The 26,611-nt window shown below is 69.7% G+C and carries 19 protein-coding genes; 11 read left to right on the top strand and 8 right to left on the bottom strand.

Annotated features, from left to right (window positions below; all coding sequences use genetic code 11):
- Window position 1: 1 nt before the first annotated feature.
- Window positions 2-1,234: a cyanophycinase gene (locus ASC93_RS15990; RefSeq protein WP_229412751.1), complete on the bottom strand. Its 1,233-nt coding sequence runs from the start codon at window positions 1,232-1,234 to the stop codon at window positions 2-4.
- A gap of 128 nt (window positions 1,235-1,362) precedes the next feature.
- Between ASC93_RS15990 and ASC93_RS15995 the strand changes: the two genes are divergently transcribed.
- The 4 genes from ASC93_RS15995 (at window position 1,363) to ASC93_RS16010 (ending at window position 7,625) form a co-directional block, all read left to right on the top strand.
- Window positions 1,363-2,331: an MYG1 family protein gene (locus tag ASC93_RS15995; protein WP_056444078.1), complete on the top strand. Its 969-nt coding sequence runs from the start codon at window positions 1,363-1,365 to the stop codon at window positions 2,329-2,331.
- 120 nt (window positions 2,332-2,451) lie between these two features.
- Window positions 2,452-3,876 carry a DUF4214 domain-containing protein gene (locus tag ASC93_RS16000; protein ID WP_056444080.1) on the top strand — a complete coding sequence of 475 codons (1,425 nt, stop codon included), beginning with the start codon at window positions 2,452-2,454 and terminating at the stop codon, window positions 3,874-3,876.
- Between the two features lie 166 nt (window positions 3,877-4,042).
- A complete protein-coding gene (locus ASC93_RS16005; protein ID WP_056444083.1) occupies window positions 4,043-5,002 on the top strand; it encodes a chemotaxis protein in 960 nt (319 codons plus the stop codon).
- A gap of 226 nt (window positions 5,003-5,228) precedes the next feature.
- Window positions 5,229-7,625 (top strand): bifunctional diguanylate cyclase/phosphodiesterase, encoded by a 2,397-nt coding sequence (locus tag ASC93_RS16010; protein ID WP_056444085.1) that lies wholly within the window; start codon window positions 5,229-5,231, stop codon window positions 7,623-7,625.
- A gap of 1 nt (window position 7,626) precedes the next feature.
- Here the strand turns inward: ASC93_RS16010 and ASC93_RS16015 are convergent, their stop codons facing one another.
- The gene (locus tag ASC93_RS16015; RefSeq protein WP_082548090.1) at window positions 7,627-9,006 is read right to left on the bottom strand and encodes an MFS transporter; all 1,380 of its coding nucleotides are present in this window, start codon (window positions 9,004-9,006) and stop codon (window positions 7,627-7,629) included.
- A 134-nt stretch (window positions 9,007-9,140) separates the two neighbouring features.
- On the opposite strand from ASC93_RS16015, the gene ASC93_RS16020 reads away from it, so the two are divergent.
- Window positions 9,141-10,049, top strand: a complete 909-nt coding sequence (locus ASC93_RS16020; protein WP_056444693.1) for a LysR family transcriptional regulator — start codon at window positions 9,141-9,143, stop codon at window positions 10,047-10,049.
- Here ASC93_RS16020 and ASC93_RS16025 read toward each other — a convergent pair.
- Window positions 10,046-11,413, bottom strand: a complete 1,368-nt coding sequence (locus ASC93_RS16025) for an enolase C-terminal domain-like protein (protein WP_056444088.1) — start codon at window positions 11,411-11,413, stop codon at window positions 10,046-10,048. The genes ASC93_RS16020 and ASC93_RS16025 overlap by 4 nt on opposite strands.
- Before the next feature lie 113 nt (window positions 11,414-11,526).
- Here ASC93_RS16025 and ASC93_RS16030 point away from each other — a divergent pair, with 113 nt between their 5' ends.
- Complete coding sequence (locus tag ASC93_RS16030) at window positions 11,527-12,801, top strand: SGNH/GDSL hydrolase family protein (RefSeq protein WP_056444091.1); 1,275 nt, start codon at window positions 11,527-11,529, stop codon at window positions 12,799-12,801.
- A 34-nt stretch (window positions 12,802-12,835) separates the two neighbouring features.
- On the top strand, window positions 12,836-15,697 hold the full coding sequence (locus ASC93_RS16035; protein WP_056444094.1) for a glycosyl hydrolase 115 family protein: 2,862 nt from the start codon (window positions 12,836-12,838) through the stop codon (window positions 15,695-15,697).
- 9 nt (window positions 15,698-15,706) lie between these two features.
- Here ASC93_RS16035 and ASC93_RS16040 read toward each other — a convergent pair whose 3' ends face one another.
- Window positions 15,707-16,108: a hypothetical protein gene (locus ASC93_RS16040; RefSeq protein WP_056444097.1), complete on the bottom strand. Its 402-nt coding sequence runs from the start codon at window positions 16,106-16,108 to the stop codon at window positions 15,707-15,709.
- Between the two features lie 112 nt (window positions 16,109-16,220).
- Here ASC93_RS16040 and ASC93_RS16045 point away from each other — a divergent pair, with 112 nt between their 5' ends.
- The 3 genes from ASC93_RS16045 (at window position 16,221) to ASC93_RS16055 (ending at window position 18,858) form a co-directional block, all read left to right on the top strand.
- Window positions 16,221-17,498: a cyanophycinase gene (locus tag ASC93_RS16045; protein WP_162251903.1), complete on the top strand. Its 1,278-nt coding sequence runs from the start codon at window positions 16,221-16,223 to the stop codon at window positions 17,496-17,498.
- Between the two features lie 16 nt (window positions 17,499-17,514).
- The gene (arfB, locus tag ASC93_RS16050; RefSeq protein WP_056444103.1) at window positions 17,515-17,913 is read left to right on the top strand and encodes an alternative ribosome rescue aminoacyl-tRNA hydrolase ArfB; all 399 of its coding nucleotides are present in this window, start codon (window positions 17,515-17,517) and stop codon (window positions 17,911-17,913) included.
- A 219-nt stretch (window positions 17,914-18,132) separates the two neighbouring features.
- Window positions 18,133-18,858, top strand: coding sequence for a glycosyl hydrolase (locus ASC93_RS16055; protein ID WP_056444105.1), 726 nt, complete (start codon window positions 18,133-18,135; stop codon window positions 18,856-18,858).
- Here the strand turns inward: ASC93_RS16055 and ASC93_RS16060 are convergent.
- The 4 genes from ASC93_RS16060 to ASC93_RS16075 form a co-directional block, all read right to left on the bottom strand.
- Window positions 18,845-20,035, bottom strand: a complete 1,191-nt coding sequence (locus tag ASC93_RS16060; protein WP_082548092.1) for a GGDEF domain-containing protein — start codon at window positions 20,033-20,035, stop codon at window positions 18,845-18,847. The two genes, ASC93_RS16055 and ASC93_RS16060, sit on opposite strands and share 14 nt — an antisense overlap.
- Before the next feature lie 134 nt (window positions 20,036-20,169).
- A complete protein-coding gene (locus tag ASC93_RS16065) occupies window positions 20,170-21,531 on the bottom strand; it encodes a glycoside hydrolase family 27 protein (RefSeq protein ID WP_056444108.1) in 1,362 nt (453 codons plus the stop codon).
- A 106-nt stretch (window positions 21,532-21,637) separates the two neighbouring features.
- Window positions 21,638-22,771 (bottom strand): endo-1,4-beta-xylanase, encoded by a 1,134-nt coding sequence (locus ASC93_RS16070; RefSeq protein ID WP_056444111.1) that lies wholly within the window; start codon window positions 22,769-22,771, stop codon window positions 21,638-21,640.
- A 52-nt stretch (window positions 22,772-22,823) separates the two neighbouring features.
- Entirely contained in the window at window positions 22,824-25,037 is a 2,214-nt protein-coding gene (locus ASC93_RS16075) for an alpha-glucuronidase family glycosyl hydrolase (protein WP_056444113.1), read from the bottom strand.
- A gap of 181 nt (window positions 25,038-25,218) precedes the next feature.
- On the opposite strand from ASC93_RS16075, the gene ASC93_RS16080 reads away from it, so the two are divergent.
- Complete coding sequence (locus tag ASC93_RS16080; protein WP_056444116.1) at window positions 25,219-26,331, top strand: LacI family DNA-binding transcriptional regulator; 1,113 nt, start codon at window positions 25,219-25,221, stop codon at window positions 26,329-26,331.
- Window positions 26,332-26,611 lie beyond the last annotated feature (280 nt).

The raw sequence follows: 26,611 nt of genomic DNA on the forward strand, positions 1-26,611 counted from the left end.
GTCATTCGACGCGGTACAGCGGCAACGCCAGCCGCACCGGCCGCACGTCCATGCGCACGCGGTACACGGAATAGGTGTCGGCCCGGTTCGACTCCCAGCCTTCGCTCTCCGGCGTGCGCGTGAAGGTGAATTCGAAACCGCGCTCGGGCGCGGCGCCCGCCGGGTCGCCGAACGCGATGCCGGTGGCCCGCACCTGGTCGCTGTCGCACAGCTTCATCAGGAGGTCGACGACCGCCGTGTTGCCGAGGATGTCCGGGGCGAACAGCGGGCCGCGGTACGACGGGTCGGCGGCGTCGACGTGCTCCTTGTCCGGGCCGGGCGTGAAGCGGCCGCTGGCCGGGTCGTAGCGGTCGCCGCTGTCGAGGTAGCTGATGCGGGCGCCGGCCACGTTGAAGCCGGCGTGCGCCGGGTCGACGCTGGCCTGGCCGAGGTCGAGCAGCAGCGCGCCCTTGTAGCCGATGACCGCGATCGACCGGTCCGGCGCGACGACGGCCGCCGTGTTCTCGTCGATGCCCAGGCCAAGGCGGTAGTGCTTGGCCAGCATCGCGGGCAGCATGCGCGCGAAGCGGCCGCGGATGAGCAGGTGCTGGTCGACGAACACGTCGTCGCCGATGAAGCCGAGGCCCGGCGCGATGTCGCGGCCGTCCGTGACGCCGTCGCGCAGCGTGGGCAGGGGCGCGCGGCCTTCGTAGAACATCGTCTTGCTCATGATGGCCGCGCCGGCGCTCGTGCCGGCGATGACGCCGCCGCGCCGGTACATGTCCCACAGCGCGTCCAGCAAGGCGCTGTCGGTGCCGTCGGCGTGGCGCAGCGCGGCCGTGATGCGGCCCTGGTCGCCCCCGACGAAGAACGCGCCGCCGGCCGCACGCACGCTGGCCGCCAGTTGCGGATCGTCGGCGGCGCGCCGCACGTCGGTGCCGGCCAGGTGCGCGGACACCGGCACGACGAAGGCCCGGGCGCCGTAGTCCGCCAGGATCGCGGCCGTGGCGCGGCCGGAGCGCTCCGGATTCGCGGACGCCGTCGGAAACACGGCGATGCGCGCGCCGGGGCCGCCGGCCAGCTCGACGATCTTTTTCCAGACCGGGGCGTTGTCGGCGCGCAGGGCGCCGCCGGCGATCACGAGCGAGCCCTTCGCCGCGCCGGCGCCCGCCTGCGCGTCCGCGCGCGCGGCGGCGGGCGCCAGGCCGAACGCCAGCATGAAGGCGAGGGGCAGGACGGGTAAGCGGATCGGCATGGCGCCTCCTTTGCTGTCATCATACCCGTGCCCGGCCTTGCGGCCAAAGCCGGTATCATCTGGCATGCGGTGCGCATGCCGGGCGTGTGCACGACGGCGCGGTGCCGGGCATTCACACTGGAGCAAGCATGTTGATCGTGACCCATGGCGGCAAATTCCACGCGGACGATGCGTGGGCGGTGGCCGTCCTGATGTTGTTGTACCCCGAGGCTGAACTCGTGCGCACGCGCGACCCGGCCATCATCGCCAAGGCCGACGTCGCGATCGACGTGGGCGGCGTGTGGGACCCGGCCGCGGGCCGTTTCGACCACCACCAGAAAGGCTTCGACGGCGCCCGCGTCAGCGGCGTGCCGTATGCCAGCGCCGGCCTCGTGTGGCGCGAACACGGCGCACGCTGCGTCGCCCTGCTGGCCGAGCGCCACGCGGGCCACAGACTGTCGGACGAGGCCGCCCAGCAGATGGCGTACGCGATCGACGCCGACGTCGTGCAATACCTCGACCTGTCCGACGTCGGCGCGGCCCGCAACGCGCCCGGCAGCTACGGCTTGTCGGCCATCGTGTCCGGCTTCAATCCGAACTGGATGGACGAGCAGCGCCTCGGCTATGGCGCCGCGGCGGAAGCGTACCGCGACGCGCAGTTCCGCCGCGTGCTGGGCCTGCTGACGGACCTGATGATCAATGCCGTCAAATACCGCGTGGGCGCGGTGCTCGCGGTCGAGCAGGTGCGCCATGCCGAGGTGCTGGAGGGCGGCCGCGTGCTGTTCCTCAGGAATGCGGCGCTGCCGTGGACGGCCGTCGTGCGCAAGGAGATGCCGAAGGTCCTGTTCGTCATCAGCTACAACCTGGCCGAGCAGCGCCACATGATCCACACGGTGCCCGTCAGCGCCGAGAGCTTCGACGCGCGCGCCGACCTGCCGGCGGCCTGGGCCGGCCTGCGCGACGCCGACCTGGCGGCCGTCACGGGCGTGCCGGACGCGGGCTTCTGCCACAACGGGCGCTTCATCGCGGCGGCCAAATCGTTCGACGGCATCCTCGAGATGGCCCGGCAGGCGCTGCGCGAGGTCGATGCGGGCAGCGCCGTCGGGTCCGCGGTGTGACAATGTGTGCAACTTTTCGGTGGCGCCCGATGTAACAATGCCGGTATTCGCGTCGTCGCGCAACACGCATATCGGGAGGTTCCATTGATCAAGGTGACATTAGGCGGCATTCCTGCCGGCATGGTTTTCGAGAACTCGGCGTTGACCGCCAGCCTGACGACGGACGGGGAGGATGTGCGGACGGTCCGCTATCAATGGCTGGCCGACGGCCAGGTCGTCGCCACGACGGACGGCGCCACGTTCTACCCGGCCGAGCAGCAGGTCGGCAAGGCGATGTCCGTCAAGCTGCTGTACACCGACCCGGCCGGCGCGGCGCATCAGGTCGACGGCAGCAACAGCCTGTCCGTGCTCGACGTCAACGACCGGCCGACCGGCGTCGTCTGGGTCGTGCCTGCCGAGACCGATCCGAACCTGGTGCATGTCTTCAACGGCCTGGACGACGCGGACGGCGTCGGAACGGTCAGCTGGCAGTGGAAAGTCGACGGCCAGGCGATCGCGGGTGCCACCGGCACGGACTTCACCATGACGCCCGACCAGGTCGGGAAGAAGGTCACGGTCGTCGCCAGCTACGTGGATGGCCGCGGCCACGCGGAATCCGTGGCGAGCGACGACGTCCTGAACATCTACAACAATCACTGGGGCAGCGTCGCGATTTCCGGCACGTATGCGCCGGGCCAGACCCTGCACGCCGCCGCGACCGATGCGGACGGACTGGGCACCGTGTATTACAGCTGGGAGAGCAGCACGGACGGCAAGACCTGGACCGCGCTGCCCGGCGCCACCGGCCCCGATTTCGCCGTGGGCGCCGCGGCGTCGGAACTGCTGCGCGCGCGCGTCGAATACGCGGACAACCGCGGCTACGTCGAGGATCACCGGCTCGTGTTCGGCGGCGCCGCGGCCGATACCGTCGCGTTGAACGCGGGCGACACCATCGACCTGGGCGCCGGCAACGACACCATCCTCGAGAGTGGCGGCACGCTCGGCACCGTCGACGGCGGCAGCGGCGTCGATACGTTCATCGGCGCCGGCCTGTACATGCTGCATACGCCCGGCCCGGGCGTGGGCACGACCAACGTGTGGGACGAAGGCGGGTACGGGGCCAGCCTCGTGAACGTCGAGCGGGTCGTGCTCGGCACGACGGGGACGGCGTTCGACGTGGACGGCGCCGCCGGCGAGGCGTACCGGCTGTACCAGGCCGCGTTCGACCGGACGCCCGACGACTTCGGCATCGGCTTCTGGATCAGCCGGCTTGACATGGGCGTCGGCCTGACGGACGTGGCGAACGCGTTCGTCGCATCCGACGAGTTCAAGGCCAGGTACGCGTCCCTGAGCGGCAACGGGGCGCTGGTCAACCAGTTCTACGCCAACATCCTGCACCGCGCGCCCGACGCGACGGGGCAGGCGTTCTGGACGAACGCGCTGGACCAGCACCTGGCCACCGTCGCCGAGGTGCTCGTCAAGTTCAGCGAAAGCCCGGAAAACGTGGCGGCGCTCGTCGGCACCCTCGAAAACGGAATCAGTTATCTGCCTTACACGGGGCATTGAGCGGAAAGCCGGCGCCGCCGCGCCCGCCCGTTACGATTTCGTCAAATGGGTGTGGTTTTTTGGAACGGAATCGCCAGAAAGTTACCAAGATTCAAGCTGGTCTTTACACCGCCGGCCGGTTCACGTCTAAAATTTCCCAAAAGAATCAACCTTTTTAGGACGGGACATGAAATCGGTTCAGCAGGAAGTCGACGAGCGCAGCAACCTTACGGGCACGAACAAATTCGAGCTTTTGCTCTTCCGTCTCGGCGGCGACGCCAGCGGCGAGCACAGCGAGCTGTTCGGCATCAACGTCTTTAAAATCCGGGAAATCGTCGCCATGCCGACGATCACCAAGGTGGCCGGCGCACCCGACCACGTGCTCGGCGTGGTCAACCTGCGCGGCCAGATCATCCAGGTCCTCGACCTGCCCGGCATCGCCGGCGTCACGCCCAAGACCGGCCTGAACATCATGCTGGTGACGGAATTCGCGCGCACCACGCAGGCGTTCGCCGTGGAAAGCGTGGAAGAGATCGTGCGCCTCGACTGGACCCAGGTGATGTCGGCCGAGAAGAGCGCCGGCAGCGGCATGGTCACGAGCATCGCGCGCCTCGAAGCGTTCGACGGTCAGCCGGCCCGCCTCGCCCAGGTGCTGGACGTCGAGACGATCCTGCGCAACCTGAATCCGGAGTCGGAGGGCGAGAACATCGAACAGGCGGTCGGCGCCAAGATGAAGCTCAAGCCGGGTGCCGTGATCCTGGCGGCCGACGACTCCGTCGTCGCGCGCGCGCTGATCGAGCAGGGCCTCGACGCGATGGGCCTGCCGTTCGTGATGACCAAGAGCGGCAAGGAATGCTGGGACCAGCTGAACCACATCGCCGCCGCCGCCGAGGCCGAAGGCAAGACGGTCCACGACAAGGTCGCGCTCGTGCTGACCGACCTCGAGATGCCGGAGATGGACGGCTTCACGCTGACCCGCAACATCAAGTCCAACGCGCGCTTCGGCAACATGCCGGTCGTGATCCACTCGTCGCTGTCCGGCACGACGAACGAGGAACACGTCAAGAACGTGCGCGCCGACGCCTACGTCGCCAAGTTCTCGGCCGAGGACTTGTCGCGCACGCTGCGCACGCTGCTGCGCCAGTAATCCCGTCCGCCACGCGGTGCCGGCCCCGGTGGCCGGGCCGCGCCTCTCCGCGACGCCTCCCTCCGACCGGCCCGCGCCGTCGCGCCGGCGGGCGTCCGCGTGCCTTGCCTGTTGAGTTGTAGCCGGGCAACAGCTTCCACAGATTCTCGGTGAGAGTTTTCATGCGGCAACATCCCTGCCGCATAATGGTGGCTAAAACCTCCGGTTCCCACCTTTTTCGAATCCCATGGCACAGCCCACATCGTTCATCGCGAGCATCTGGACAACGGATCTCCACGGCAACTGCACGTCGGTCGTCGACCACCGGCCGGACGTGCTGCCCCCGTTCGCCGCCGCGGCGAGCCTGCTGGACTGGCTGCGCGGCTGCGGCGACGCGGCCGGGGACGAGGCCGCGCGCGCCGTCGCGGATGCGCTGGCGCGGCATGCGCCGTTCGATCACGAAGTCCAGGTCCGGTGCGGGGACGGGCGCGCGCGCCGGGTCGTCGTGTCCGGCCTGCCGCGCGTCGCCGCCGACGGACGTTGCGCGGGTTTCAGCGGCGCCTTCGCCGACGTCACGGAACAGAAAGCGACGCTCGACCGCGCGCTCAGGAGCGAGGCGGAACACCGGCTGATCGTGGACCACAGCATGGACCTGATCGCGCATTGCGGCGTCGACGGCCGCTACATCTACGTATCGCCGTCGTACGAGACCGTGATCGGACGCGAGGCGGCCGAGATGGTGGGGGAGCTGGTGACGTGCTTCCTGCATCCCGACGACCGGGGCGCGGCCACCGCGGCGCTCGCGCGCATCCTTGCCGGCGGCGACATCGACGACGTCATCGAGGTCCGCAAGCAGCACCGGGACGGCCACTATGTCTCGCTCGGCACGAAGGTGCGCAAGGTCACGGACCCCGCGACCGGCGCCGTGTTCGGCGCCGTGCTGGTCTCGCGCGACATCACGCGCGAACGGGAGATGCTGCACCGGGTCGAGCACGCGCATGCGCATGTGCGCACGGTCCTGGAAAGCATCGAGGACGGTTTTTTCTCCGTCAACCGGAACTGGGAGATCACGTACGCGAACACGCTGGCCGAGGTGTTCGCGGGCGTCACGCCCGGCACGTCGACGGGCCGCGTGTTGTGGGACCTGGCCGAAGGACTGGCCGGCACCGGGATCGCCAGCACCTACCGGCGCGCGATGGAGCGGCGCGAGAACACGTCGTTCGAAGCGTTCTACGACCCCGCCGGCGTGTGGCTCAGCCTGCGCGTCTATGCGCGCGAGGACGGCCTGTCCGTGTTCTTCCACGACATCTCGGACCGCAAGCGCGCCGAAGAGCGCCTCGAGCAGCTGGCCACGCGCGACGACCTCACGGGCCTCCCGAACCGCGCCTGGCTCAACGGCCACCTGAAGGCGATGCTGGGGCAGGCGCGCAGCCAGGCGGCGACGACCGTGATGTTCATCGACCTGAACCGCTTCAAGGAAGTCAACGATTCGCTGGGCCACGCGGCCGGCGACGTGCTGCTGCAGCAGGTGGGCCAGCGGCTGCAATCGTGCATGCGGCCGGGCGACGTCGTGGCGCGGCTGGGCGGCGACGAATTCGTCGTGGCCGCCCACTGCGCCGGCCGCGAGGCCGCCGCCGGCATCGCCCAGCGGCTGCTCAAGACGCTGACCGTCCCGTTCTACATCGACGGCCTGGAGATGTGCGTGGGCGCGTCCATCGGCATCAGCCTGTCGGGCCAGGATGCGCCGACGCCCGAACTGCTGTTCCAGAACGCGGACACGGCGATGTACAAGGCGAAGGCGCTGGGCGAGAGCTCGTACCAGTTCTTCGAGCGCGAGATGAGCGTGGAGGCGCGGCGCCGCCTGCAGATCGAGGCCGCGCTGCGGCGCGCGCTGGAACTGGGCCAGTTCGAACTTCATTACCAGCCCCGCATCGACGTGCGCACCCTGCGCCTGCGCGGCGTGGAAGTGCTGCTGCGCTGGAAGCATCCGGAGCTCGGCCAGGTGTCGCCCCTCGAATTCATCCCGATCGCGGAAGAGCGCGGCCACATCGAGGCGATCGGCAAATGGGTGCTGGTCGAAGCCTGCCGCGTGGGCAAGCGCCTGGGCGACAAATACGGGACGCAGCTCCACGTGTCCGTGAACGTGTCGGCCCGCCAGCTGCGCACGGCGAGCCTGGTGGCCGAGGTCGAGCAGGCGTTGCGCGAATCCGGTTTCCCGGCGCGCGCGCTGGAGCTGGAGCTGACGGAAAGCGCGCTGATCGAGGACACCGAACAATCCGTCGACGTGCTGCGGCGCCTCAAGGGGCTCGGCCTGACGCTGGCGCTCGACGATTTCGGCACCGGCTATTCGAGCCTGTCGTACCTGAAGCGTTTCCCCGTCGACGTGCTCAAGCTGGACCGCTCGTTCTTCCTGGAGCAGTCGCAGGACGCCAACGGCGACGAAATCGTCGCGGCCCTCGTCCACATGGCCCATGCGCTCGGCCTGAAGGTGGTCGCGGAAGGCATCGAGACGGAAGAGGTGATGGAGACCCTGCGCGACTGCCGCTGCGACGAAGCGCAGGGCTATCTGTTCGCGCGCCCGATGGCCCTGCCGGAATTCGACAAATTCCTGCAGTGCGAAGTCCCCGGCAGCATGGCCGCCTGAGTCATTCCGCGCGCGTCCGCCGGCCCGGCCGGGCCGTGGTCAGCGCCAGCAGCGGCAGCAGCGTGGCCAGCGCGAACGTCGCGTGGGCCGCGGCCGCGACTTCCAGCGCCGTCCCGCGCGGACGGGCCGCGAACGCGGCGCCCAGCAGGGCCGACCCGGCGATCAGACCCAGTTGGCGCGCGAGGTTCAGCAGTCCCGCCGCCACGCCGCGCCGGGAGCCGCCGGCGGCTTCCATCACGGTCGTGTTGTTCGCCGCCTGGAACAGCGCATAGCCGGCCGTCAGCACGGCCAGCGGCGCGATCCAGCCGGCGACGCCGGCCGCGAGCGGCGCCAGCGCCAGCAGGCCCGATCCCAGCGCCATCGCCGCGAGCCCCGCCACGCACACCGCGCGCGCGCCGCGCCGGTCCACGAGGCGCCCGGCCGGCACGCCCGCCAGCGCCGCGACGAACGGACCGGCCGCCAGCGTGAGCCCGACCCCGCCCGGCGCCAGCCCGAGCGCGTGCCCGAGATAGAACGGGCCGACGAGCATCGTCGTCATCATCAATGCCATCGCCAGCGCGCTCATGGCGAAACCCGACGCCAGCACGCGGTCGCGCAGCAGCGCCAGCGGCACGAGGGGCGCCGCGGCGCGCGCCTCGGTCCGGACGAACAGCCCGGCGCCCAGCGCGGCGGCGCCGAACAGCCAGCCGCGCGACAGCGTGCCGGCGCCGGTGGCCGCGAGCGCGAACGCGAGCAGCGCCGCGACGAGCAGCAGCAGGCCGGCCAGGTCGAACGGGGGCCGCGGCGCGGACGCGCGGCCCGGCGCGTCGTCCGGCAGCCGCCGCACCAGCGCAAGGGCCAGCACGGCCGGCGCCAGCGTCGCGCCGAAGACGGCGCGCCAGCCGGGACCGGCCAGCAGCAGCCCGCCCAATGCCGGCCCGAGCGCAGTGCCGACGGCCGACATGCTGCCCAGCAGGCCCATCGCGCTGCCCGTGCGGCCTTGCGGGAGGCTGGCGGCGGCCAGCGCCATGCCGAGGGCCAGCATCACGGCGGCGCCCAGGCCCTGCAGCGCGCGTGCGGCCACGAGCAGCGGCAGCGTGGGCGCCAGCGCGCACAGGCCGGATGCCGCCGCGAACAGCGCGATCCCGCCGAGCAGCACGCGGCGCCGGCCGATCATGTCGCCGAGGCGGCCCGCGCCGACGGCGGCGGCCGTTGCCGCCAGCAGGTAGGCGAGCACGATCCATTGCACGGCCGCGAAGCCGGTGCCGAACGCGCGCTGCAGGGCGGGCAGGGCGACGTTGGCGCTGCTCGCGCCGAACGACGCCAGCAGCACGCACAGCGCGAGGCCGGGCAGCGGTGTGCGTGTCCGGACGGGCAGGGAAAGGGTGGTCGAGGTGGGCATGAAGGCTCCTGGTGTGCGATGGCCTCCAGCGTAGGCCACGCGGCGCGCGGGCGGAAGGCGCGCCCGACGCAATGACACCGTGCGTGCGGCGCCATGTCGCCGCCGCGGCGCGGCGGCTGTGCTATCGTGCGCGGATGACGATGCCCGACCTGAACCTGCTCCTGACCCTCGACGTGCTGCTGTCCGAGGGCAGCGTGGCCGGCGCCGCGCGGCGCCTCAAACTGAGTCCGTCGGCGATGAGCCGCGCACTGGCCCGGCTGCGCGCGGCGACCGGCGATCCGCTGCTCGTGCGCGCGGGCCGCGGCCTCGTGCTCACGCCGCGCGCGCTCGCATTGCGCGAACAGGCCGGCCGGCTGGTGCAGGAAGCCGGCCACATGTTGCGGCCCTTCGACGACGTCGATCCGGCCACGATCGTGCGCGTGTTCGCGCTGCGCGTCACCGACGGTTTCGTGGAAAACTACGGACCGGCGCTGCTGGCGCGGCTGGACCGCGACGCGCCCGGCGTGCGCCTGTGCTTCCTGCAAAAGGTGAACAAGGACAGCACGCCGCTGCGCGAGGGTCTCATCGACCTGGAAATCGGCGTGATCGGGGAAGAAACAGGACCGGAGATCCGCACGCGCGCGCTGTTCCGCGACCGCTTCGTGGGCGCCGTGCGGGGCGGCCATCCGCTGGCAGGCGGCGCGCTGACGCCGGCGCGGTACGCGGCCTGCCGGCACGTCTCGGTGTCGCGCCGCGGGCGCGAGCGCGGCGCCATCGATGCGGCGCTGGCGCCGCTCGGGCTGGAGCGGCCGGTGGCCGTGATGGTCGGCTCGTTCGCGACGGCGCTCGCGCTGGCGCGCGCGTCCGACCTCGTCGCCAACGTCCCCGAGCGCCACACGGCCCGGCTGCGCGACGGCATGCACACGTTCGACCTGCCGGTGGCGACGCCGGCGCTGACCGTATCGATGATGTGGCACCCGCGCATGGAAGCCGACCCGGCGCACCGCTGGCTGCGGCGCTGGGTCTACGAGCTCTGTGCCGGCGGGCCGGCCGGCGCGTCCTAGCGCGCGAAGCTGGGCTTCCTGGGATCGTACGTCCAGCCGGGCACGAGGTAGCGCATCGCCATCGCGTCGTCGCGGGCACCGCCGGCGACCTTCTTGTACAGCGCGTGCGCTTCCTCGATGCGCGCCATGTCGGGCGCGACGCCGAGGCCCGGCGCGTCCGGCACGGCGACCTGCCCGCCGACGATCCGCAGCGGCTCCGTGGTGAGCCGTTCGCGGCCCTCCTGCCAGATCCAGTGCGTGTCGATGGCCGTGATGGCGCCCGGCGCGGCCGCGGCGCAGTGCGTGAACATGGCCAGCGAGACGTCGAAGTGGTTGTTCGAGTGCGAGCCCCACGTCAGGCCCCAGTCGTGGCACAGCTGCGCGAGGCGCACGGAGCCCTGCATGGTCCAGAAGTGCGGGTCGGCGAGCGGGATGTCGACGGCGCCCAGCAGGTGCGAATGGGCCATCTGGCGCCAGTCCGTGGCCACCATGTTGGTCGCCGTGCGGATGCCGGTGGCGCGCTTGAACTCGGCCATGATCTCGCGGCCAGAGTAGCCGTTCTCCGGCCCGCACGGATCTTCCGCATACGCCAGCACGTGGCCCTGGCCCTTGCAGGCGGCGACGGCCTCCGCCAGCGACCACGCGCCGTTCGGGTCCAGCGTCGCGCGCGCGTCCGGGAAGCGCCGCTTGATCGCCGCGACGGCGGCCACTTCCTCTTCCGGCCGCATCACGCCGCCCTTGAGCTTGAAGTCGCGGAAGCCGTATTTGTCGACGGCGGCGGCGGCGAGGTCGGCGATCTGCTCCGGCGTCAACGCTTCCTCGTCGCGCATGCGATACCAGCCGTCCGGCGCGGCGCCGCCGTCGTAGGGCAGGTCGGTGCGCGCGCGGTCGCCGATGTAGAACAGGTACGCCAGCATCGTCACGTGGGTGCGCTGCTGGCCGTTGCCGAGCAGTTCGCACAGCGGCACGCCCAGGTGCTGGCCCAGCAGGTCGAGCAGCGCCGCTTCCACGGCCGTGACGACGTTTTCCAGCCGCAGGTTGATCTCGTGCGGCTGCTTCATGACGGCTTCCTCGGCGCTCGACGTCACCTGGTGGCTGACGCCCGAGATGGCGGCGCGCAGCGTGTTCAAGGTGCGGTTGTAGCGCGCCACTTCCGTGCCCGTGACGAGCGGCACGAGCTTTTCCAGCGCGCGGAGGATGCCGTCCGATCCGGGCACTTCGCCCATGCCGGTGTTGCCGGCGCTGTCCTTGAGCAGGACGAGGATGCGGGTGAAGTAGGGTGCGTGGGCGCCGCACAGGTTGAGCAGCATGCTGTCGCGGCCGGCCACGGGGATCACCTGCATGGCGGTGATGGTCGGGCTGGCGGCGCGCTGGATCGGGGTCATGGGGGTCTCCTGGTAATAACCGGCATAAATGATCGATATATCCGGTTGCTCGTAACATTTATCTACACTAGAATGGTAGCGCAACCATTTTTTCCCAGTGTGAAGGAATAACGATGTCGCGTCAATCGATTCTGGCTGCCAGCCTCCTGTCCGTATCCCTCGCCGGCTGCGCCGCCCTCGCTGGCGGAACGGCTTCCCAACCACCCGCCGGCGAGCATTGGGTCGCTTCCTGGGGCAGTGCGCAACTGGTGCCGGAGGGCCAGAACGAGCTGCCCGCCGCGCAATGGCAGGACGCGAGCCTGCGCCAGGTCGTGCGCGTGTCGCTGGGCGGCCGCCAACTGCGCGTCAAGCTGAGCAACGCGTTCGGCACGGCGCCCCTCGTGATCGACGCCGGCAGCGTCGCGCTGGCGACGGCACCCGGCCGCGCCGACGTCGACGCGGCCAGCCTGCGCGCGCTGCGCTTCGGCGGCGGCGCGAGCGTGACGATTCCCGCCGGCGGCGAATACCTGAGCGATCCGGTGGACCTGCCGCATGCGGCGGGCGCCGATCTCGCCATCTCGCTGCACTTCGCCCAGGCGCCGGCGCGCCAGACCGGCCACCCCGGCGCGCGCGCGACGAGCTTCCGCGTACCGGGCAACCAGGTGCAGGCCGCGAGCTGGCCGCATGCCGACACGTTCACGCGCTGGTACCAGATCGCGGGCGTCGAGGTGCTGTCCGGCCCCGCCACGCACACGGTCGTCGCGATCGGCGACTCCATCACGGACGGCTACGGCGTCCAGCCCGACACCTATGCCCGCTGGACCGACGGCCTTGCCACGCGCCTGCGCGCCGCCGGCATGACGGACGTCGGCGTCGTCAACGCGGGCATCGGCGGCGGGCGCATGCTGCGCGACGGCCTGGGCCCGAATCTCGTGTCACGCTTCGAACGCGACGTGCTGGCGCGGCCGGGCGTGTCGCACGCCATCGTCATGATCGGCGTGAACGACTTCGGGGTGCAGCACCGGAACAAGGAAGACAGCCCGGCCGAACGGGCGCGCCTGGTGGGCGACCTCGAACAGGCGTACCGCCAGATCGTCGCGCGCGCCCACGAGCGCGGCGTGTGCGTGCTGGGCGCCACGATCACGCCGTACGGCGGCAGCGGCTATTACGCGCACGGTCCGGACAACGAGGCGGACCGTCTCGCGTACAACCGCTGGATCCGCAGCGCCGGCGTCGTCGACGGCGTCGTCGACTTCGACGCGGCGCTGCGCGATCCGGCCCGCCCCGACCATCTGCGCAAGGCGCTGGACAACGACGGCCTGCATCCGTCGGCGCCGGCGGGCTACCAGGCGATGGCCGACGTCGTGCCGCTGGAGCAGCTCAAGGCATGCCACATCGGCGCGCGCTGACCGCCGCACGAACACCCATCACATCAGGAGACTTATGAAATCACTCGTCGCCGCCGCCGTGCTGGCGCTCGTGGCCGCGCACCCGGCATGGGCGCTGGGCGAGCACCCCTTCGTGACGTTCGATGCGGGCAAGGACGCCGTCGTGCTGGCGCGCGCCGGCCAGGCCGCGCGCATCGTCGTCGACCGCAACGATTTCGCCGGCGTGCGCCGGGCGGCGGCCGATCTGCAGGGCGACATCGCGCGCGTGTCGGGCACCCGTCCCGCGCTGCTGGACGCGGGCGGCGCGGTCGCGCGCGGCAGCGACGTCGTCATCGTGGGTACGCTGGGTAAAAGCGCGCTGGTCGACCGCCTCGCGCGCGAAGGCAAGATCGATGCGAAGGGCCTGCGCGGCAAGTGGGAAGGTTATCTCGTGCAGGCCGTGCGCAACCCGCTGCCGGGCGTCGCCCGCGCCCTCGTGGTGGCAGGCAGCGACAAGCGCGGCACGATCTACGGGTTGTACACGGTGTCCGAGCAGATCGGCGTCTCGCCGTGGAACTGGTGGGCCGACGTGCCGGCGCCGCATCACGACGTGCTGGCCGTGGCCGCCGGCACGCGCGTGGCCGACGCCCCCGTCGTGCGCTACCGCGGCATCTTCCTGAACGACGAGGCGCCGGCACTGTCCGGCTGGGCCAAGGAAAAGTTCGGCGGCTTCAATCACAAGTTCTACGGGAAGCTGTTCGAGCTGATCCTGCGCATGCGCGGGAATTACCTGTGGCCCGCGATGTGGGGCAATGCGTTCTACGACGACGATCCGGAAAACGGCCCGCTGGCCGACGAGATGGGCATCGTGATGGGCACGTCGCACCACGAACCGCTGATGCGCGCCCACGCGGAATGGGCCAAGTACGGCAAGGGACCGTGGGACTACAGCCGCAACGAGCAGGTGCTGCGCGAATTCTGGCAGCAGGGCCTGGACCGCTCGAAGGACTTCGAGAAGGTCATCACGCTGGGCATGCGCGGCGACGGCGACGAGCCGATGTCGGAACAGTCCAACGTCGCGCTGCTGGAAAAGATCGTGGCCGACCAGCGCGCCATGATCGCGAAGACGACGGGCAAGCCGCTGGCCCAGGTGCCGCAGGTGTGGGCGCTGTACAAGGAAGTGCAGGAGTACTACGAGAAGGGCATGCGCGTGCCGGACGACGTCACCCTGCTGTGGTGCGACGACAACTGGGGCAATATCCGCCGCCTGCCCACACCCGACGAGCGCAAGCGCAGCGGCGGCGCCGGCATCTATTACCACTTCGATTACGTCGGCGGCCCGCGTTCGTACAAGTGGATCAACGTGACGCCGCTGCCCAAGGTCTGGGAACAGATGCACCTGGCCTGGCGCCTCGGCGCGGACCGCCTGTGGGTCGTGAACGTGGGCGATCTCAAGCCGATGGAGGTGCCGACGGAATTCTTCCTCACCTACGCGTGGAACCCGGCCGCGTGGCCGGCGGCGCGCCTGCCCGAGTACCTGAAGTTGTGGGCGACGCGCGAATTCGGCGCCGACGATGCCGCCGAAATCGCCGACATCGTCGCGACGTACGCCCGCTACAACGGCCGCCGCAAACCGGAGCAGCTGGAGCCGGGCACGTACAGCGCGACGAATTACCGCGAGTCCGAGCGCATCGTCGCCGACTGGCGCGACCTGGCCGCACGCGCGGAGAAAGTGAAAGCGAAGCTGGCGCCGGCCCAGCGCGACGCCTTCTTCCAGCTCGTCGAACATCCCGTGCGCGCGGCCGGCACGCTCGGTGAACTGTACGCGACGGTGCAGGCCAACCGCATCCACGCCGCCCAGGGCCGCGCCGACACGAACGACCTCGCGGCGCGTGCCCGCGACCTGTTCGCGCGGGACGCCGCGATCTCGCGCGAGTACCACCAGATCAACGGCGGCAAGTGGAACCACATGATGGCGCAGACGCACATCGGCTACACCAGCTGGCGCGACCCCGCGACCAACATCATGCCGGACGTGCGCGAGATTGCGCTGCCCGCCGCGGCGGCACTGGGCGTGGCGGCGGAGGGCAGCGAGGCCGCGTGGCCGGCCGCCCCCGGCCTGCGCCTGCCGGCGTTCGAGCCGTTCGACAAATCGGCGCGCTACATCGAGGTGTTCGACCGCGGCGCGGCGCCGCTGGCCTGGAGCGCCCGCGCGGACCAGCCCTGGATCGTGCTGGGCGAGTCCGCCGGGACGACGGCCGGGACGCAGCGGATCCCGGTCGACGTGCGCTGGGACCAGGTGCCGGCGGGAGCAACGGCCGGCCACGTGGTCGTGAGCGGCGCGGACGGGCAGAGCGCGAGCGTCGACGTCGTGCTGCGCCATGCGGACCAGCGCGGCGCCGACGTGGCCGGTTTCGTCGAGACGGGCGGCACGGTCGCCATCGAGGCGGAGCACTACAGCCGCGCGTTCGCGCCGAACGGCCGCGAATGGCTGCGCGTGCCGGGCCTGGGCCGCACGCTGTCCGGCATGACGACGCTTCCCGTCGATGCAGCCGCCGCGACGCTCGCCGACGGCATGCACCTGGAATACGACGTGTACCTGTTCGAAGGGGGCAAGGTGAACGTGCAGGCGACGCTGGCGCCCACGCTCAAATTCCGGCCGGGCGCGGGCTTCCGGTATGCCGTCTCGATCGATGGCGACGCGCCGCAGATCGTCGACGTGCATGCCGACGAATCGCAGCGGCACTGGGAAAGGATCGTGTCGGACGGCGTCGCCCAGTTCACGACGGCGCTCGACGTGAAGGTGCCCGGCCGCCACACGCTGAAGTTCTGGGCACTCGACCCCGGCCTCGTGCTGCAGCGGCTCGTGATCGACGCGGGCGGCCTGAAGCCGAGCTATCTCGGACCGCAGGAGAGCCCGCGCGTCGGCGCGAATTGATCCGCGCGGTTAATCGGAACTCGCGATGCGCAGGCCGCCCTTGCGGTCGGGCAGCCACACTTCGCCGAGGTCGGAACTGACGTCGAAGAAGCCCAGTTCGTGCTTCGCCGCGAGGCGATGCACGGCCTCCCAGGCCGCGTCGACCCGGTCCCAGTCGACGAAGTTCATGTAGATCAGGGCGGGGGCGATCGTGTAGTCCGCTGCCCCGTCGGCGTCGGTGCCGTCGTCCGTGATCGGCGGGAATTCGGCGGCCAGGTCGGCGTAGAACGCCTGCAGGGCCGGTGTGGCGACGGCCGGGTCGTCGTAGGCGAGATCGTCGTCCCACTCCGTCTGTTCGTCATACCAGTCGAGGAAGGCGGGGCGCTTGGCCGGCGCGGCTTCCGGGGCAAATACCATCAGGTCGTAACTCATCGTGTGGTGCTTTCGGTGAAAAATGGGGCCAGACGTGACGATACATCGAAACGCTGGTTCCAACGGTATGAAAAAGATAATATGCTGGGCCTGCCAACCACACGGAGCCCGCATGACATCCAATCTCAGAACGAAGGCAGGCCAGGTATTGCTCGCGGCTGTGCCGTTCCTCGCCATCCAGCCCGCCGTCGCCGGCTCGACCTACACCTACAGCTATCTCGGCACGCCGTCCGCGCCCGTGAGCGCGAAGCCGACGTCGTGCTGGGGAACGGCCTGCACCCCGTCCGTCGTGCTGATGGGCGGCGGCTATGACGTGGCCGAGGCGTTCCGCTGGATGATCGCCCGGGCGGGCATCACGCGCGCCACGGGCGGCCGGTTCGTCATCATCCGCGCGACGGGGACCGATGCGTACAATCCGTACGTCTACAGCCGGATCGGGCAGGTCGATACGACGACGCCGAGGAATTACGAAACGGTCGGCGGCATCGACCTGGGCGTGACGTCGGTCGAGACGCTCGTGATCCCCACCCGCAAGGCGGCCGCCGACCCGTTCGTGCTGGGCGTGATCGCCAGGGCCAGCGCGATCTTCATCGCCGGCGGCGACCAGGCGGATTACTACAACAACTGGCAGGGCACCGCGCTGGACACGGCACTGCAGCAGGCGGTGAACGCCGGCATTCCGGTCGGCGGCACGAGCGCCGGCAACGCGATGCTGGGACAGTACGCGTTCGCCGCGTTGAACGGCAGCGTCACGTCGGACCAGGCGCTGGCCGATCCGTTCAACAAATACATGACGATCGATCCCCTCAATACGTCGTCGAAGAAGTTCGTCCAGACCGGAAGCTTCCTCGCCATCCCGACGCTGGAAAAGACGATCACGGACGACCATTTCAACACGCGCGACCGCCTGGGCCGGCTGTTCGGCTTCGTCGCGCTCATCGGCAACGGTTGCCCCGGCGGGCTGGAGGCGTCCGGTTCGGTGCTGGGCATCGGCATCGACGAGGAGACGGCCGTGCTGGTGTCCGGCCCGCGCGGGAGCGCCAGGGCGCAGCTGGTCGCCAACCCGTACAACGCGGAGAACACGACCGCGCCGTACACGCCGCAGAACTCCGCCTACTTCGCCAGGATCGTCCGCGCGCCGTCGCAATGCGCCGCCAGACTGCCCTTGAACGACAACAGCGGCATCCAGGTGTACCGCCTGAGCGCCCAGCCCGCGCAGCCGTCGCCGTATCCGGCCGCGCCCCTGTACAGCTTCAAGGTGCAGGCGGCGTTCAACCTGTCCGACTGGACGCAGCAGAGCGCGCAGACCTTCGGCGACGGGTCGTCGCTGAACGGCCCGTACGTCTACGGTACGGCGAACGGCGCGGTCCTGGGCACGCAGGTTCGTTGACGCGCGGGACCCGGGCATGGCCATCGTGATCGATCCGGACGACGTCGAGTTCAGCGCGATCCGTGCCCAGGGCCCGGGCGGCCAGAACGTGAACAAGGTGTCGAACGCCGTGCAGGCGCGCTTCGACATCGGCGCGTCGTCGCTGCCTTCGTTCGTGAAAGAGCGCCTGCGCGCGCTGGCGGACGCGCGCATCACGCGCGAGGGCGTCGTCGTCATCAAGGCGCAGCGCGCGCGCAGCCTGGAGCGCAACCGCGAGGATGCGCTCGCGCGGCTGCAAGCCATGGTCGACGCGGCGGCCGAGGTGCCGACGGTGCGCAAGCCCACGCGTCCCACGCGCGGCTCGCAGCGGCGCAGGCTCGATGCCAAGTCGCGCAGCGGCCAGGTCAAGGCGCTGCGCGGCAAGGTGCGCGAGTAACCGTTTCATTCAGCCATATCGAAATCCGCATTTGCCATACGAAGATGGCATGCCTCGATGATAGCGGTTAACAAAACTGTTAGTTCGATTGACTCCCCGTATCAGTGTCCTTACGATGAAATCGATATCATAAGAATGCGGCGTCAACGCCCCCGACGCCGCCCGCGGATACCGGCACGCCCGGTCCGCCCTATGCGGGGCGAACATCAAGGAGACTATATGAAGAAGACATTTTGCATGTCCGCAGTAGTACTTGCAGCCATCCTGGCCGCCCCGGCGCAAGCGGCAACCTGGGCGACTTCCGCGCAGTACGGGTCGACCACGATGGGCGCGTACAGCTTCAACAACGACGTGTGGGGCGCGGGGGCCGGTCCGCAGACGCTGTGGGCCAACTCGCCCACCGACTGGGGCGTGTGGTCGAACCAGCCGAACACCGGCGGCATCAAGTCCTATCCGCATATCGGCTACTACGTCGGCAAGTCATTGAGTTCGCTGTCGCGCCTGACGTCCGTCGTGTCGGCCACGACGCCGTCCGGCGGCGCATGGGAATCGACGTACGACATCTGGGACTCGAACCACGCCAACGAGATCATGCTGTGGCTGAATTACACGGGCACGTCGGCCGGCTGCGGCAACGTCAAGCCGGTCTCGTACAACTGGACGGCGCAAGGTTGTGCGATCCCGGTGTACACGAACGTGAACGTCGGCGGCGCCACGTGGAACGTCTATCGCGGCAATAACGGCGGCAACATGGTGTTCTCGTTCCTGCGCACGTCGAAGACCAACAACACGACCGTCGACGTCCTGGCCATCATGCGCTATCTGCAGAACCTCGGCTGGATGGGCAACGTCACCGTCGGCGACGTCCAGTACGGCTTCGAGATCACGTCGTCGTCGAGCGGCATGGATTACGCCGCACGGAATTTCTCCGTCACCGCCTACTGACGGATGCGGCGCGGAGCGGCGCGGCCCGGCCCGCGCCGCCGTCGCAGACGCAGCGCGCGTGCACGCGGTCGCGTCCACCGCGCTTGGCGTCGTACATCAGCTTGTCGGCCGCGGCGATGAGGTCGCGCACGACGTTGTCGCCTGCGCCGGCCGTGAGGTCGGCGCAGGCGACGCCGAAGCTGGCGGTCGTACGGACCTGCGCCGTGCCATCGTCCGTTGCGACGCTCGTGCCGGCGAAACGCGTGCGCAGGCGCTCGGCGAGGCCGATGCCGCCGTCGAGATCCGTGTCGGGCAGGATGGCGAGGAATTCCTCGCCGCCGTAGCGCACGACGCTGTCCACGCCGTCGCGCGTCATTTGCGTCAGCAGTTCGGCGAACGTGCGCAGCACGGCATCGCCGCTGGCGTGGCCGTAGGTGTCGTTGATGCGCTTGAAATTGTCGATGTCGCACATGACGACCGTCACCAGGCCGCCGCCGTGCGGCGTGCGCACCTGGCCGGGCCGCATCAGGTTGTCGTGCAGGTGGCGCCGGTTGAAGCAGCCCGTGAGGTGGTCGCGCGCGGCCGCATGCTGCAGTTGCGCGCGCGCCTGGTATTCCTCGCGCGACACCTGGTTGAAGCGCCGCGCCGCGAGCGCGCCGAAGGCGTTCGCCAGCACCAGCAGCATGATCATCGTGACGACGTCGGCCGCCGTCAGCCGCCCGTATTTCAAGGCCAGGCCCAGAAACGCGACCGTCGCGATCGAGGTCAGCGCGAGGGCGCCCGCGAAACTGTTCGGGATGTACAGGTAGATCACGATCAGCATGATCGCCAGCGACATCGCGTGCCAGTGGAATTCGCCGGGCCGCTGCACCGCGATGAACATGAAGCACGCCAGCGCGACGGCTTCCGCGGCGGACGCCGCGCTGCGCGTCGCGGCGACGGAGAGCGGCCGGCGGTAGGCGAGCCACGCGCAGGTGCCGGCCGTCGCGGCGACGACCGCGCGCGCGGCGCACAACCGCACGAAGCCCGGACCGTAGCCCAGCGCGGTCAGGTCCGAGACGGCGAACGCCAGGTAGAATACCGTGCAGAACACGAGCGTGAACCCGAGCAGGGCGCGGGTCTGCGGCAGTTTGTGGACGAGGAACGCGGCTTCGTTCGCGGGCAGCGCGAACTCGCCGGTGAGCGGGTGGAATCTCATGAGTCGACGGACGGAACGGTGATGGCCGGGTGATCTTATCAGGGGACGGTGTCCCGCGCAGCCATCATGTTCTAATTTTTATACCGTCGCTATTCTCCCACGCTCATGCGGCGCGGATATCCACCCTTTGTCACTCAAGCCGTGATGCCCAGCAGCGTCGACCCGTGCGGCGGCAAGGTCGCGCGGATCGCGCCCTTGACCTTGCCCATGTCGCGCCGCGCCCACAGATCGCGCACGCCCACGGTGCGGTCGCCCAGGTCGAGGCGCGACAGGTCGAACACGATGTCGGCCGGCGCATCGGCCGTGTTGAACAGCGCCAGGTACTGCAGGCCGCGCTTGTCCACGGGCCGCGCGCTCCAGATGCGCGTGCCGGCATCCGCGCGGTGCGGACGGTTCTCGCGGCTGCGCTGGTTCACGGCCAGCACCTCCGGGTTCGTCAGCAGCGCGAGCGTCTTCGCGTCCAGGTGGCGCAGGTCGCCGCCCATGATCAGCGGCGAGCGGGCGATGCTCCACAGGGTCATCAGGGTCTGCTGCTCGTCGGGCGTGAACTTGGTGTCGCGCGCGCCGAGCGCGAGACGGCCGAGCGGCAGCATGTCGGCGTCGGGCCACGCGTTCTCGCGCATGGTCGGGTTCCAGTTTTCCAGGCGCTGGAACTGTTCGGCGAGCAGGCGCCACTCGTCCCAGAAGTCGTCCGAGATGCGCCACATCTGCGCGTAGTGCGGCACGTGGCTGGCCCAGCGCAGGTCGGTCTCGCCCGGCGACAGCGACAGGACGATCGGGCGGCCGCTGGCCACGATGGCCTTGTGCGCGCCCTCGATCTCGCGCCAGTTCTTTTCGTACGGGCGCGACATGTCGTCCATCTTGACGAAGTCGACGCCCCACGCCGCGAACTGCTTGAACACCGAGTCGTAATAGGCCTGCGCGCCCGGCTTCGTCATGTCGACGCCGTACATGTCGCCGTTCCACGCGCAGATCGATTCGGTGTCGGCGATGTCGCGCGCGTGCAGGTTCGTGCCGAGGATCGGCGTGTTCAGGCGCACGGCCTGGCGCGGGATGCCGCGCATGACGTGGATGCCGAACTTCATGCCGCGCGCGTGGATCTGGTCGGCGAGCTTCCTGAAGCCCGCACCGTCGCGGGCGGACGGGAACCGGTTCGGCGCGGGCAGCAGCCGGCCGTACTGGTCCATCGTCAGCTCGGCATCCTTGCGGTATTCATAGCTGGTCGCGTTCGGCTCGTACCACTGGATGTCCACGGTGAGCACGTTGTACCCGAACGGCAGCAGCTTGGCGGCCATGATGTCCGCGGTTTCCAGCGTCTGCGCTTCGGTGATCGTCGTGGCGAACGAGTTCCAGCTGTTCCAGCCCATGGGCGGCGTGGGCGCGAGACCCGCGCCGGATGGCGCGGTCCTGGACGCGGCGGCGCCGATGGAGGGCAGGCTCGCGACGGCGGCGGTGGCGAGGGAAGCGGAGAGCAGGCGGCGGCGGTTGGAATCCATTGGCAGGTCAGGTGGTTGAAAGGGTTCGCGCGAGTATAGGGACGGATCGGCCGGCGCACCAATCACTTGTTTGTGCCGACCGATCCCAAAACCGATATCGCGCCGCTCAGGCCCGGCGCGCCGGCGCCGCCTTGATCGCGTCGATGATGGCCTGGCGCATTGGCTTGGCCTTGAGGTGGTCGTCGAACGGCGTCGGGCGCATCGGCAGCTTGTCCTTGCGCGGCGCCTCGTCCCAGGTCTGGAGCCAGCTGACGTTGTCGGCCAGGCCCCACACGAGGATGTCGCGCAGGCGCGGGTAGGACAGCGTCACGTCCAGGTAGTCCCGGGTCGCGGCGGCCACGCCGGCGTCGCGTTTGGCGATGTCGCCCGGCAGGCGGCGGTCGTTCACGTCCAGCTCCGTGATCAGGAGGTCGTAGCCCATCGCGCTCGCCTCGTCGAGGAATTTGCGCCATTCCACGAGGTCCGCACGGCCGCGGTCCGTTTCATCCCACGAGCCGATGTGGCTCTGCAAGCCCAGAGCGCCCACCGGCGTGCCGCGCTTTTTCAGTTCGGCGAGCAGGGACAGGACGCCCGCGCGATGGCGCGCGCTGCCGGCGTCGCCGCGCATGTAGTCGTTGTAGACCAGCTGCGCCTGCGGCGCGTATTCGCGCGCCAGGCGGAATGCGAGGTCGATCTGTTCGACGGCGCCCAGCGGCCGCGTGAGCGCGTTCTGGCGCAGCTTGCCGTCGGCCGGGTCGACGGCTTCGTTGACGACGTCCCAGCTCTTGATCGCCTTGCCGAAGTGGCCGCACACGGTGCTCACATGCGTGCGCATCAGCTGCTCGACGGCCTTGCCCGGCTGGGCGCCGAAGTTCTGCTTGGCGACCCACGCCGGCAGCCATTTTTCCGCCTGCCAGAACAGGTTGTGGCCGCGTACGGCGATGCCCTTGTCCTTCGCCCACGCGATCACGTCGTCGGCCGCGCCGAAGTTCGGCTTGCCCGGCGCCGGCTCCACGGCCTGCCACTTCATCTCGTTTTCCAGGACGATCAGGTTGCATTCGCGTTCGACGAGGGCGCGGTAGGCCGGGTCGCCGAACTGGTTGCGCCCGTGGCTGATGGCGGTGCCGAAGCGCATGCCCTTGTGCGCGGCGGCGTCCTTCAGCGTCTCGCCCGCGGGCCCCTGCGCGCGCGCGAGGGGCGCCGCGGCCGGCAGCAGGGCGGCGCCGGCGAGCGCCTTGATGATCTCTCGTCTCGATGTCATTCTGTGTAGTCCTTCTGTTTTGTGTGGTGGTATGACGGTGGCAATTGCGTGTTTATCCGTGGCCGGGCGCGAACGGGAATTCGAGCTTGCGGTAATAGTCGAGCGATTGCGCCGGCGCGCGCACGCCGGCCGGCAGCGGCAGGCCGGACTGGTGCTGGAAGTAGGCGATGCACGCGTCGCGCCACCACTGCGCTTCGCGGCGCTGCTGGGCCAGGCGCTGGGCGACGTCGGCGAAGCGGCGCGCATCGACGAACGGGCGCAGGCGCTGCCACTCGGCCTGCATCGCATCCACCTCGGCCACGCCGTGGTCGTAGTGCGCGACCAGCTCGTCCCACAGGGTGCGGCCGGACGGCATGCGGTAGTCCCACGGCAGGTGGTGGAACCACAGCAGCAGTTCGGGCGGCGTCGTGGCCGGGTCGGAGAAGCGGCGCGCGACTTCCGGCGCATACTGGGCCACGGCATTGCTGCCCGTGGCCGTGCGGTCGAAGCCGATGCCGTCCTTGCCCGCACGGTGGTAATACACGGGGTTCCAGTCCGCCCGCGCCAGGTCGTCGACCCACGGCGCGGGGCCGTAGTGGTGGCCGGTGCCCATCATGTGGTGCAGGCCGAGGGGCGTCATGTAGTCGACGGCCGCTTCGCGCGACCGCATCATCATGTCGACGACCGGATCGACCACGCGCGCGTCCGGCGCGAACGTCTGGCCGGCCCATTCGCGCGCGATGGCGCGGCTGTCGAGGTCCGGGTTCCAGGCGAGGCGGCCGTAGGCGTACCAGTTGGCCTGGTCGAACGTGGAGCCCGTCCAGTTACGGCTGCTGCCGATGTTCGCGACGCCGGCGATGCCGCCCACGCGGCCGGCCTGTGCGCCTTCCAGCACGCGCGCGACCGTCATCGGCTTGTTGCCGGCGCGGGTGTCGAAGCGCAGCGTTTCCTGGAACAGGGCGCCGAGATAGACGAGGTGCGTGGCGAAGCCGAGGTATTCCTTCGTCACCTGGAATTCCATCATCAGCGGCGTGGCCGGCATGGCGCCGAACAGCGGGTGCGCCGGTTCGCGCGGCTGGAAGTCGATGGCGCCGTTCTTCACCTGCACGAGCACGTTCCTGTCGAACTTCCCGTCCAGCGGCTTGAACTGGTCGTAGGCCTGCGCGGCGCGGTCGCTGACCTGGTTCGGTTGCGCCGGCGGGCTGTAGACGAAGGCGCGCCACATGACGATGCCCTTGTGCGGCGCGAGGGCGCGCGCCAGCATGTTGGCGCCGTCCGCGTGGTTGCGGCCATAGTCCTGCGGGCCGGGCTGGCCCTCCGAATTGGCCTTGACGAGGAAACCGCCGAAGTCGGGAATGCTGCGGTAGATCTCGTCGGCCTTGCGCGCCCACCAGGCGGCGACCGCCGGATCGAGCGGGTCGGCCGTCTTCGTCTCCTTGAGTTCCAGCGGCGTCGACCAGCGCACCGACAGGTACACGCGGATGCCGTATGGCCGCAGCACGTCGGCGATGGCGGCCGTCTTGGCGATGAACGCGGGGCTCAATACCTCCGCCTTCGCGTTGACGTTGTTCAGGACCGTGCCGTTGATGCCCAGCGACGCGTTGGCGCGCGCGTAGTCGGTGTAGCGCGGGTCGACGATGTTGGGGAGCTCCCACCAGTTCCAGATCGATTCGCCCGCGTAGCCGCGTTCGACGGTGCGGTCCAGATTGTCCCAGTGGTCCAGCACACGCAGCGGCAACGCCGGCTTGTCGACGAGCGCGATACGGGCCGGTGCGACGCCGAGCTGCAACTGGCGCAGCCATGCGAAGCTGCCGTACAGGAGGCCGATGTCCGTGTTGGCGGCGACCAGGGTGACGGGGGCGCCTCCGATGTGCGCCGGACGCACGACATAGCCTTCGGCGCCGAGCGTGGCGAGCTCGCGGCGCACCGCATCCGCCTCGCGCAGGCCGGCCGGCAGGGCGGCGCGGGCGAGGACGATGGCGCCGGCACGCGGCTGCGTGGCGGACGGTATCGCGTCCTGCGCGCGCCCGAGCATGCCCGCCAGGCCGCGCCGCAGTTCGTTCGCCGCCGCGTGGACGGTCGGGGCGTCGTCCGGCGCGACGATGCCGGTGGCGGACGCCGCCAGCGCGGCCTGCGCGGCGGGGGGAAGGGGGCGGTAACGCAGCCACAGGTCGTAGCCGTCTTCGTCGGCGGCATGGGCGAGGTGGGCGCAGGACAGCCCGAGGAGGGCGGTCAGCGCGAGCGCCGCCGTCAGCCATGCGCGGGCATGGCGCAGGAAATGCTGCATCGTAGTCTCCGTTGTATTTATGGTTGCCGGATGCGGCGGCCCGTCCGGCGCAGGAATGTTAGCGCAAACTTTCGAAATGGGAAATCGATTTCTGGGTGTTTACGTCTATCTTTACAGCTATCCTTGCGTGCCTGTGAAGTGTTAAGATAGCGCAAACAAAAGGATGGGGAACCGGGAGAACATGACCAAAGCCAAAGTAGAGTCCGTCCAGGAAGAGGCGGAACGCCGGGGTCAGCCGACGATGGCCGACGTGGCCAAGCTCGCCGGCGTGTCCGCGATGACGGTGTCGCGCGTCATGAACGGCAAGGGCCTCGTGCGCGAAAGCACGCGGCGCAAGGTCGCGGAAGCCGTGGCTGCGCTGAACTACACGCCGAACCAGGAAGCGCGCAATCTCGCCGGTTCCAAGCCGATCCGCGTCGGCTTCTTGTACAGTAACCCGAGCGCGGCCTACCTGAGCGAGTTCCTCGTCGGCCTGCTGAGCCAGTCCGGCCTGAACAACGTCCAGCTGTTCGTCGAAAAATGCGAGGCCGGCGAGCACGAGGCGGAGCAGACCCGGCGCCTCGTCGAGAATGGCCTGGACGGCATCATCCTGCCGCCGCCCCTGTGCGACAGCGAAGAGGTCCTTGCCGCCATCGCGGACGCGAACATCCCCGCCGTCGTGGTGGCCTGCGGCCTGCCGGACAGCCGCGTCGGCGCCGTCAGCATCGACGACTTCGAGGCGGCCCACGCGATGACGCGCCACATGATCAACCTGGGGCACCACCGCATCGGCTTCGTCGTCGGCCATCCGAACCAGACGGCCAGCGCGCGCCGCCTCGAAGGCTATCGCGCGGCGATCGCGGAGCAGGGCGCGGACGCGTCCGAAGAGCTCATCGTGCAGGGCATGTTCACCTACCGCTCCGGCCTCGACGCCGCGGAACACCTGCTGGCGCTGGAAGAGCGCCCCACCGCCATCTTCGCCAGCAACGACGACATGGCGGCGGCCGCCGTCGCCGTCGCGCACCGCCTGGGGCTCGACGTGCCGGGCGACCTCACCGTCACCGGCTTCGACGACACGGCCCTGGCCACCACCATCTGGCCGGAGCTGACGACGGTGCGCCAGCCCATCGCCGGCATGGCGCGCGAAGCCGTGCAGTCGCTCGTGCGCCGCGTGCGCGCGCTGCGCGAAGGCGAGGCCGCGGAGCCGGAACAGGTGCGCATGGACTTCGAGCTGGTGCGCCGCCAGTCCGACGCCGCGCCGCGCACCCGCCCGTCGGCGCTGCTGCCGCTGGCCGCCGGCAAGCGCGCCGGCTGATTTTCCGGGCCGGCGGCGCCGGCCCGTCTCCTTCCTCACCCATTCCGCATGATGCGCCGCGCCCGCTCGGGCGTTGCCGCTTGTTCACGCTAACATCCCGTTTCGCCGCATTCCCACCCGATTCTGCCATCGCGCGGGTCCCCGGGCGCCTGTATTGCACCCGTCACGTCGCCTCTGACGGACATCTTCCGAATAATTGATTGACAAGGCCTAAATTTGCCGATTAGACTGGAATGGTTGCGGTAACATTTCTGTTATTGGAATGTTGAGCGCATGCCAG

This window comes from Massilia sp. Root335, from assembly GCF_001425685.1.
GTDB lineage: Bacteria > Pseudomonadota > Gammaproteobacteria > Burkholderiales > Burkholderiaceae_D > Telluria > Telluria luteola.

What these genes read in the sequence shown, in the direction of transcription:
- ASC93_RS16055 (WP_056444105.1), top strand. Translation starts at nt 18,133, where the DNA reads ATGAAGAAGACATTTTGCATGTCCGCAGTAGTACTTGCAGCCATCCTG.
- ASC93_RS16010 (WP_056444085.1), top strand. Translation starts at nt 5,229, where the DNA reads ATGGCACAGCCCACATCGTTCATCGCGAGCATCTGGACAACGGATCTC.
- ASC93_RS16060 (WP_082548092.1), bottom strand. Translation starts at nt 20,035, where the DNA reads ATGAGATTCCACCCGCTCACCGGCGAGTTCGCGCTGCCCGCGAACGAA.
- ASC93_RS16020 (WP_056444693.1), top strand. Translation starts at nt 9,141, where the DNA reads ATGACGATGCCCGACCTGAACCTGCTCCTGACCCTCGACGTGCTGCTG.
- arfB (WP_056444103.1), top strand. Translation starts at nt 17,515, where the DNA reads ATGGCCATCGTGATCGATCCGGACGACGTCGAGTTCAGCGCGATCCGT.
- ASC93_RS16040 (WP_056444097.1), bottom strand. Translation starts at nt 16,108, where the DNA reads ATGAGTTACGACCTGATGGTATTTGCCCCGGAAGCCGCGCCGGCCAAG.
- ASC93_RS16045 (WP_162251903.1), top strand. Translation starts at nt 16,221, where the DNA reads ATGACATCCAATCTCAGAACGAAGGCAGGCCAGGTATTGCTCGCGGCT.
- ASC93_RS16015 (WP_082548090.1), bottom strand. Translation starts at nt 9,006, where the DNA reads ATGCCCACCTCGACCACCCTTTCCCTGCCCGTCCGGACACGCACACCG.
- ASC93_RS15990 (WP_229412751.1), bottom strand. Translation starts at nt 1,234, where the DNA reads ATGCCGATCCGCTTACCCGTCCTGCCCCTCGCCTTCATGCTGGCGTTC.
- ASC93_RS16000 (WP_056444080.1), top strand. Translation starts at nt 2,452, where the DNA reads ATGGTTTTCGAGAACTCGGCGTTGACCGCCAGCCTGACGACGGACGGG.
- ASC93_RS16035 (WP_056444094.1), top strand. Translation starts at nt 12,836, where the DNA reads ATGAAATCACTCGTCGCCGCCGCCGTGCTGGCGCTCGTGGCCGCGCAC.
- ASC93_RS16025 (WP_056444088.1), bottom strand. Translation starts at nt 11,413, where the DNA reads ATGACCCCGATCCAGCGCGCCGCCAGCCCGACCATCACCGCCATGCAG.
- ASC93_RS16080 (WP_056444116.1), top strand. Translation starts at nt 25,219, where the DNA reads ATGACCAAAGCCAAAGTAGAGTCCGTCCAGGAAGAGGCGGAACGCCGG.
- ASC93_RS15995 (WP_056444078.1), top strand. Translation starts at nt 1,363, where the DNA reads ATGTTGATCGTGACCCATGGCGGCAAATTCCACGCGGACGATGCGTGG.
- ASC93_RS16070 (WP_056444111.1), bottom strand. Translation starts at nt 22,771, where the DNA reads ATGACATCGAGACGAGAGATCATCAAGGCGCTCGCCGGCGCCGCCCTG.
- ASC93_RS16030 (WP_056444091.1), top strand. Translation starts at nt 11,527, where the DNA reads ATGTCGCGTCAATCGATTCTGGCTGCCAGCCTCCTGTCCGTATCCCTC.
- ASC93_RS16005 (WP_056444083.1), top strand. Translation starts at nt 4,043, where the DNA reads ATGAAATCGGTTCAGCAGGAAGTCGACGAGCGCAGCAACCTTACGGGC.
- ASC93_RS16075 (WP_056444113.1), bottom strand. Translation starts at nt 25,037, where the DNA reads ATGCAGCATTTCCTGCGCCATGCCCGCGCATGGCTGACGGCGGCGCTC.
- ASC93_RS16065 (WP_056444108.1), bottom strand. Translation starts at nt 21,531, where the DNA reads ATGGATTCCAACCGCCGCCGCCTGCTCTCCGCTTCCCTCGCCACCGCC.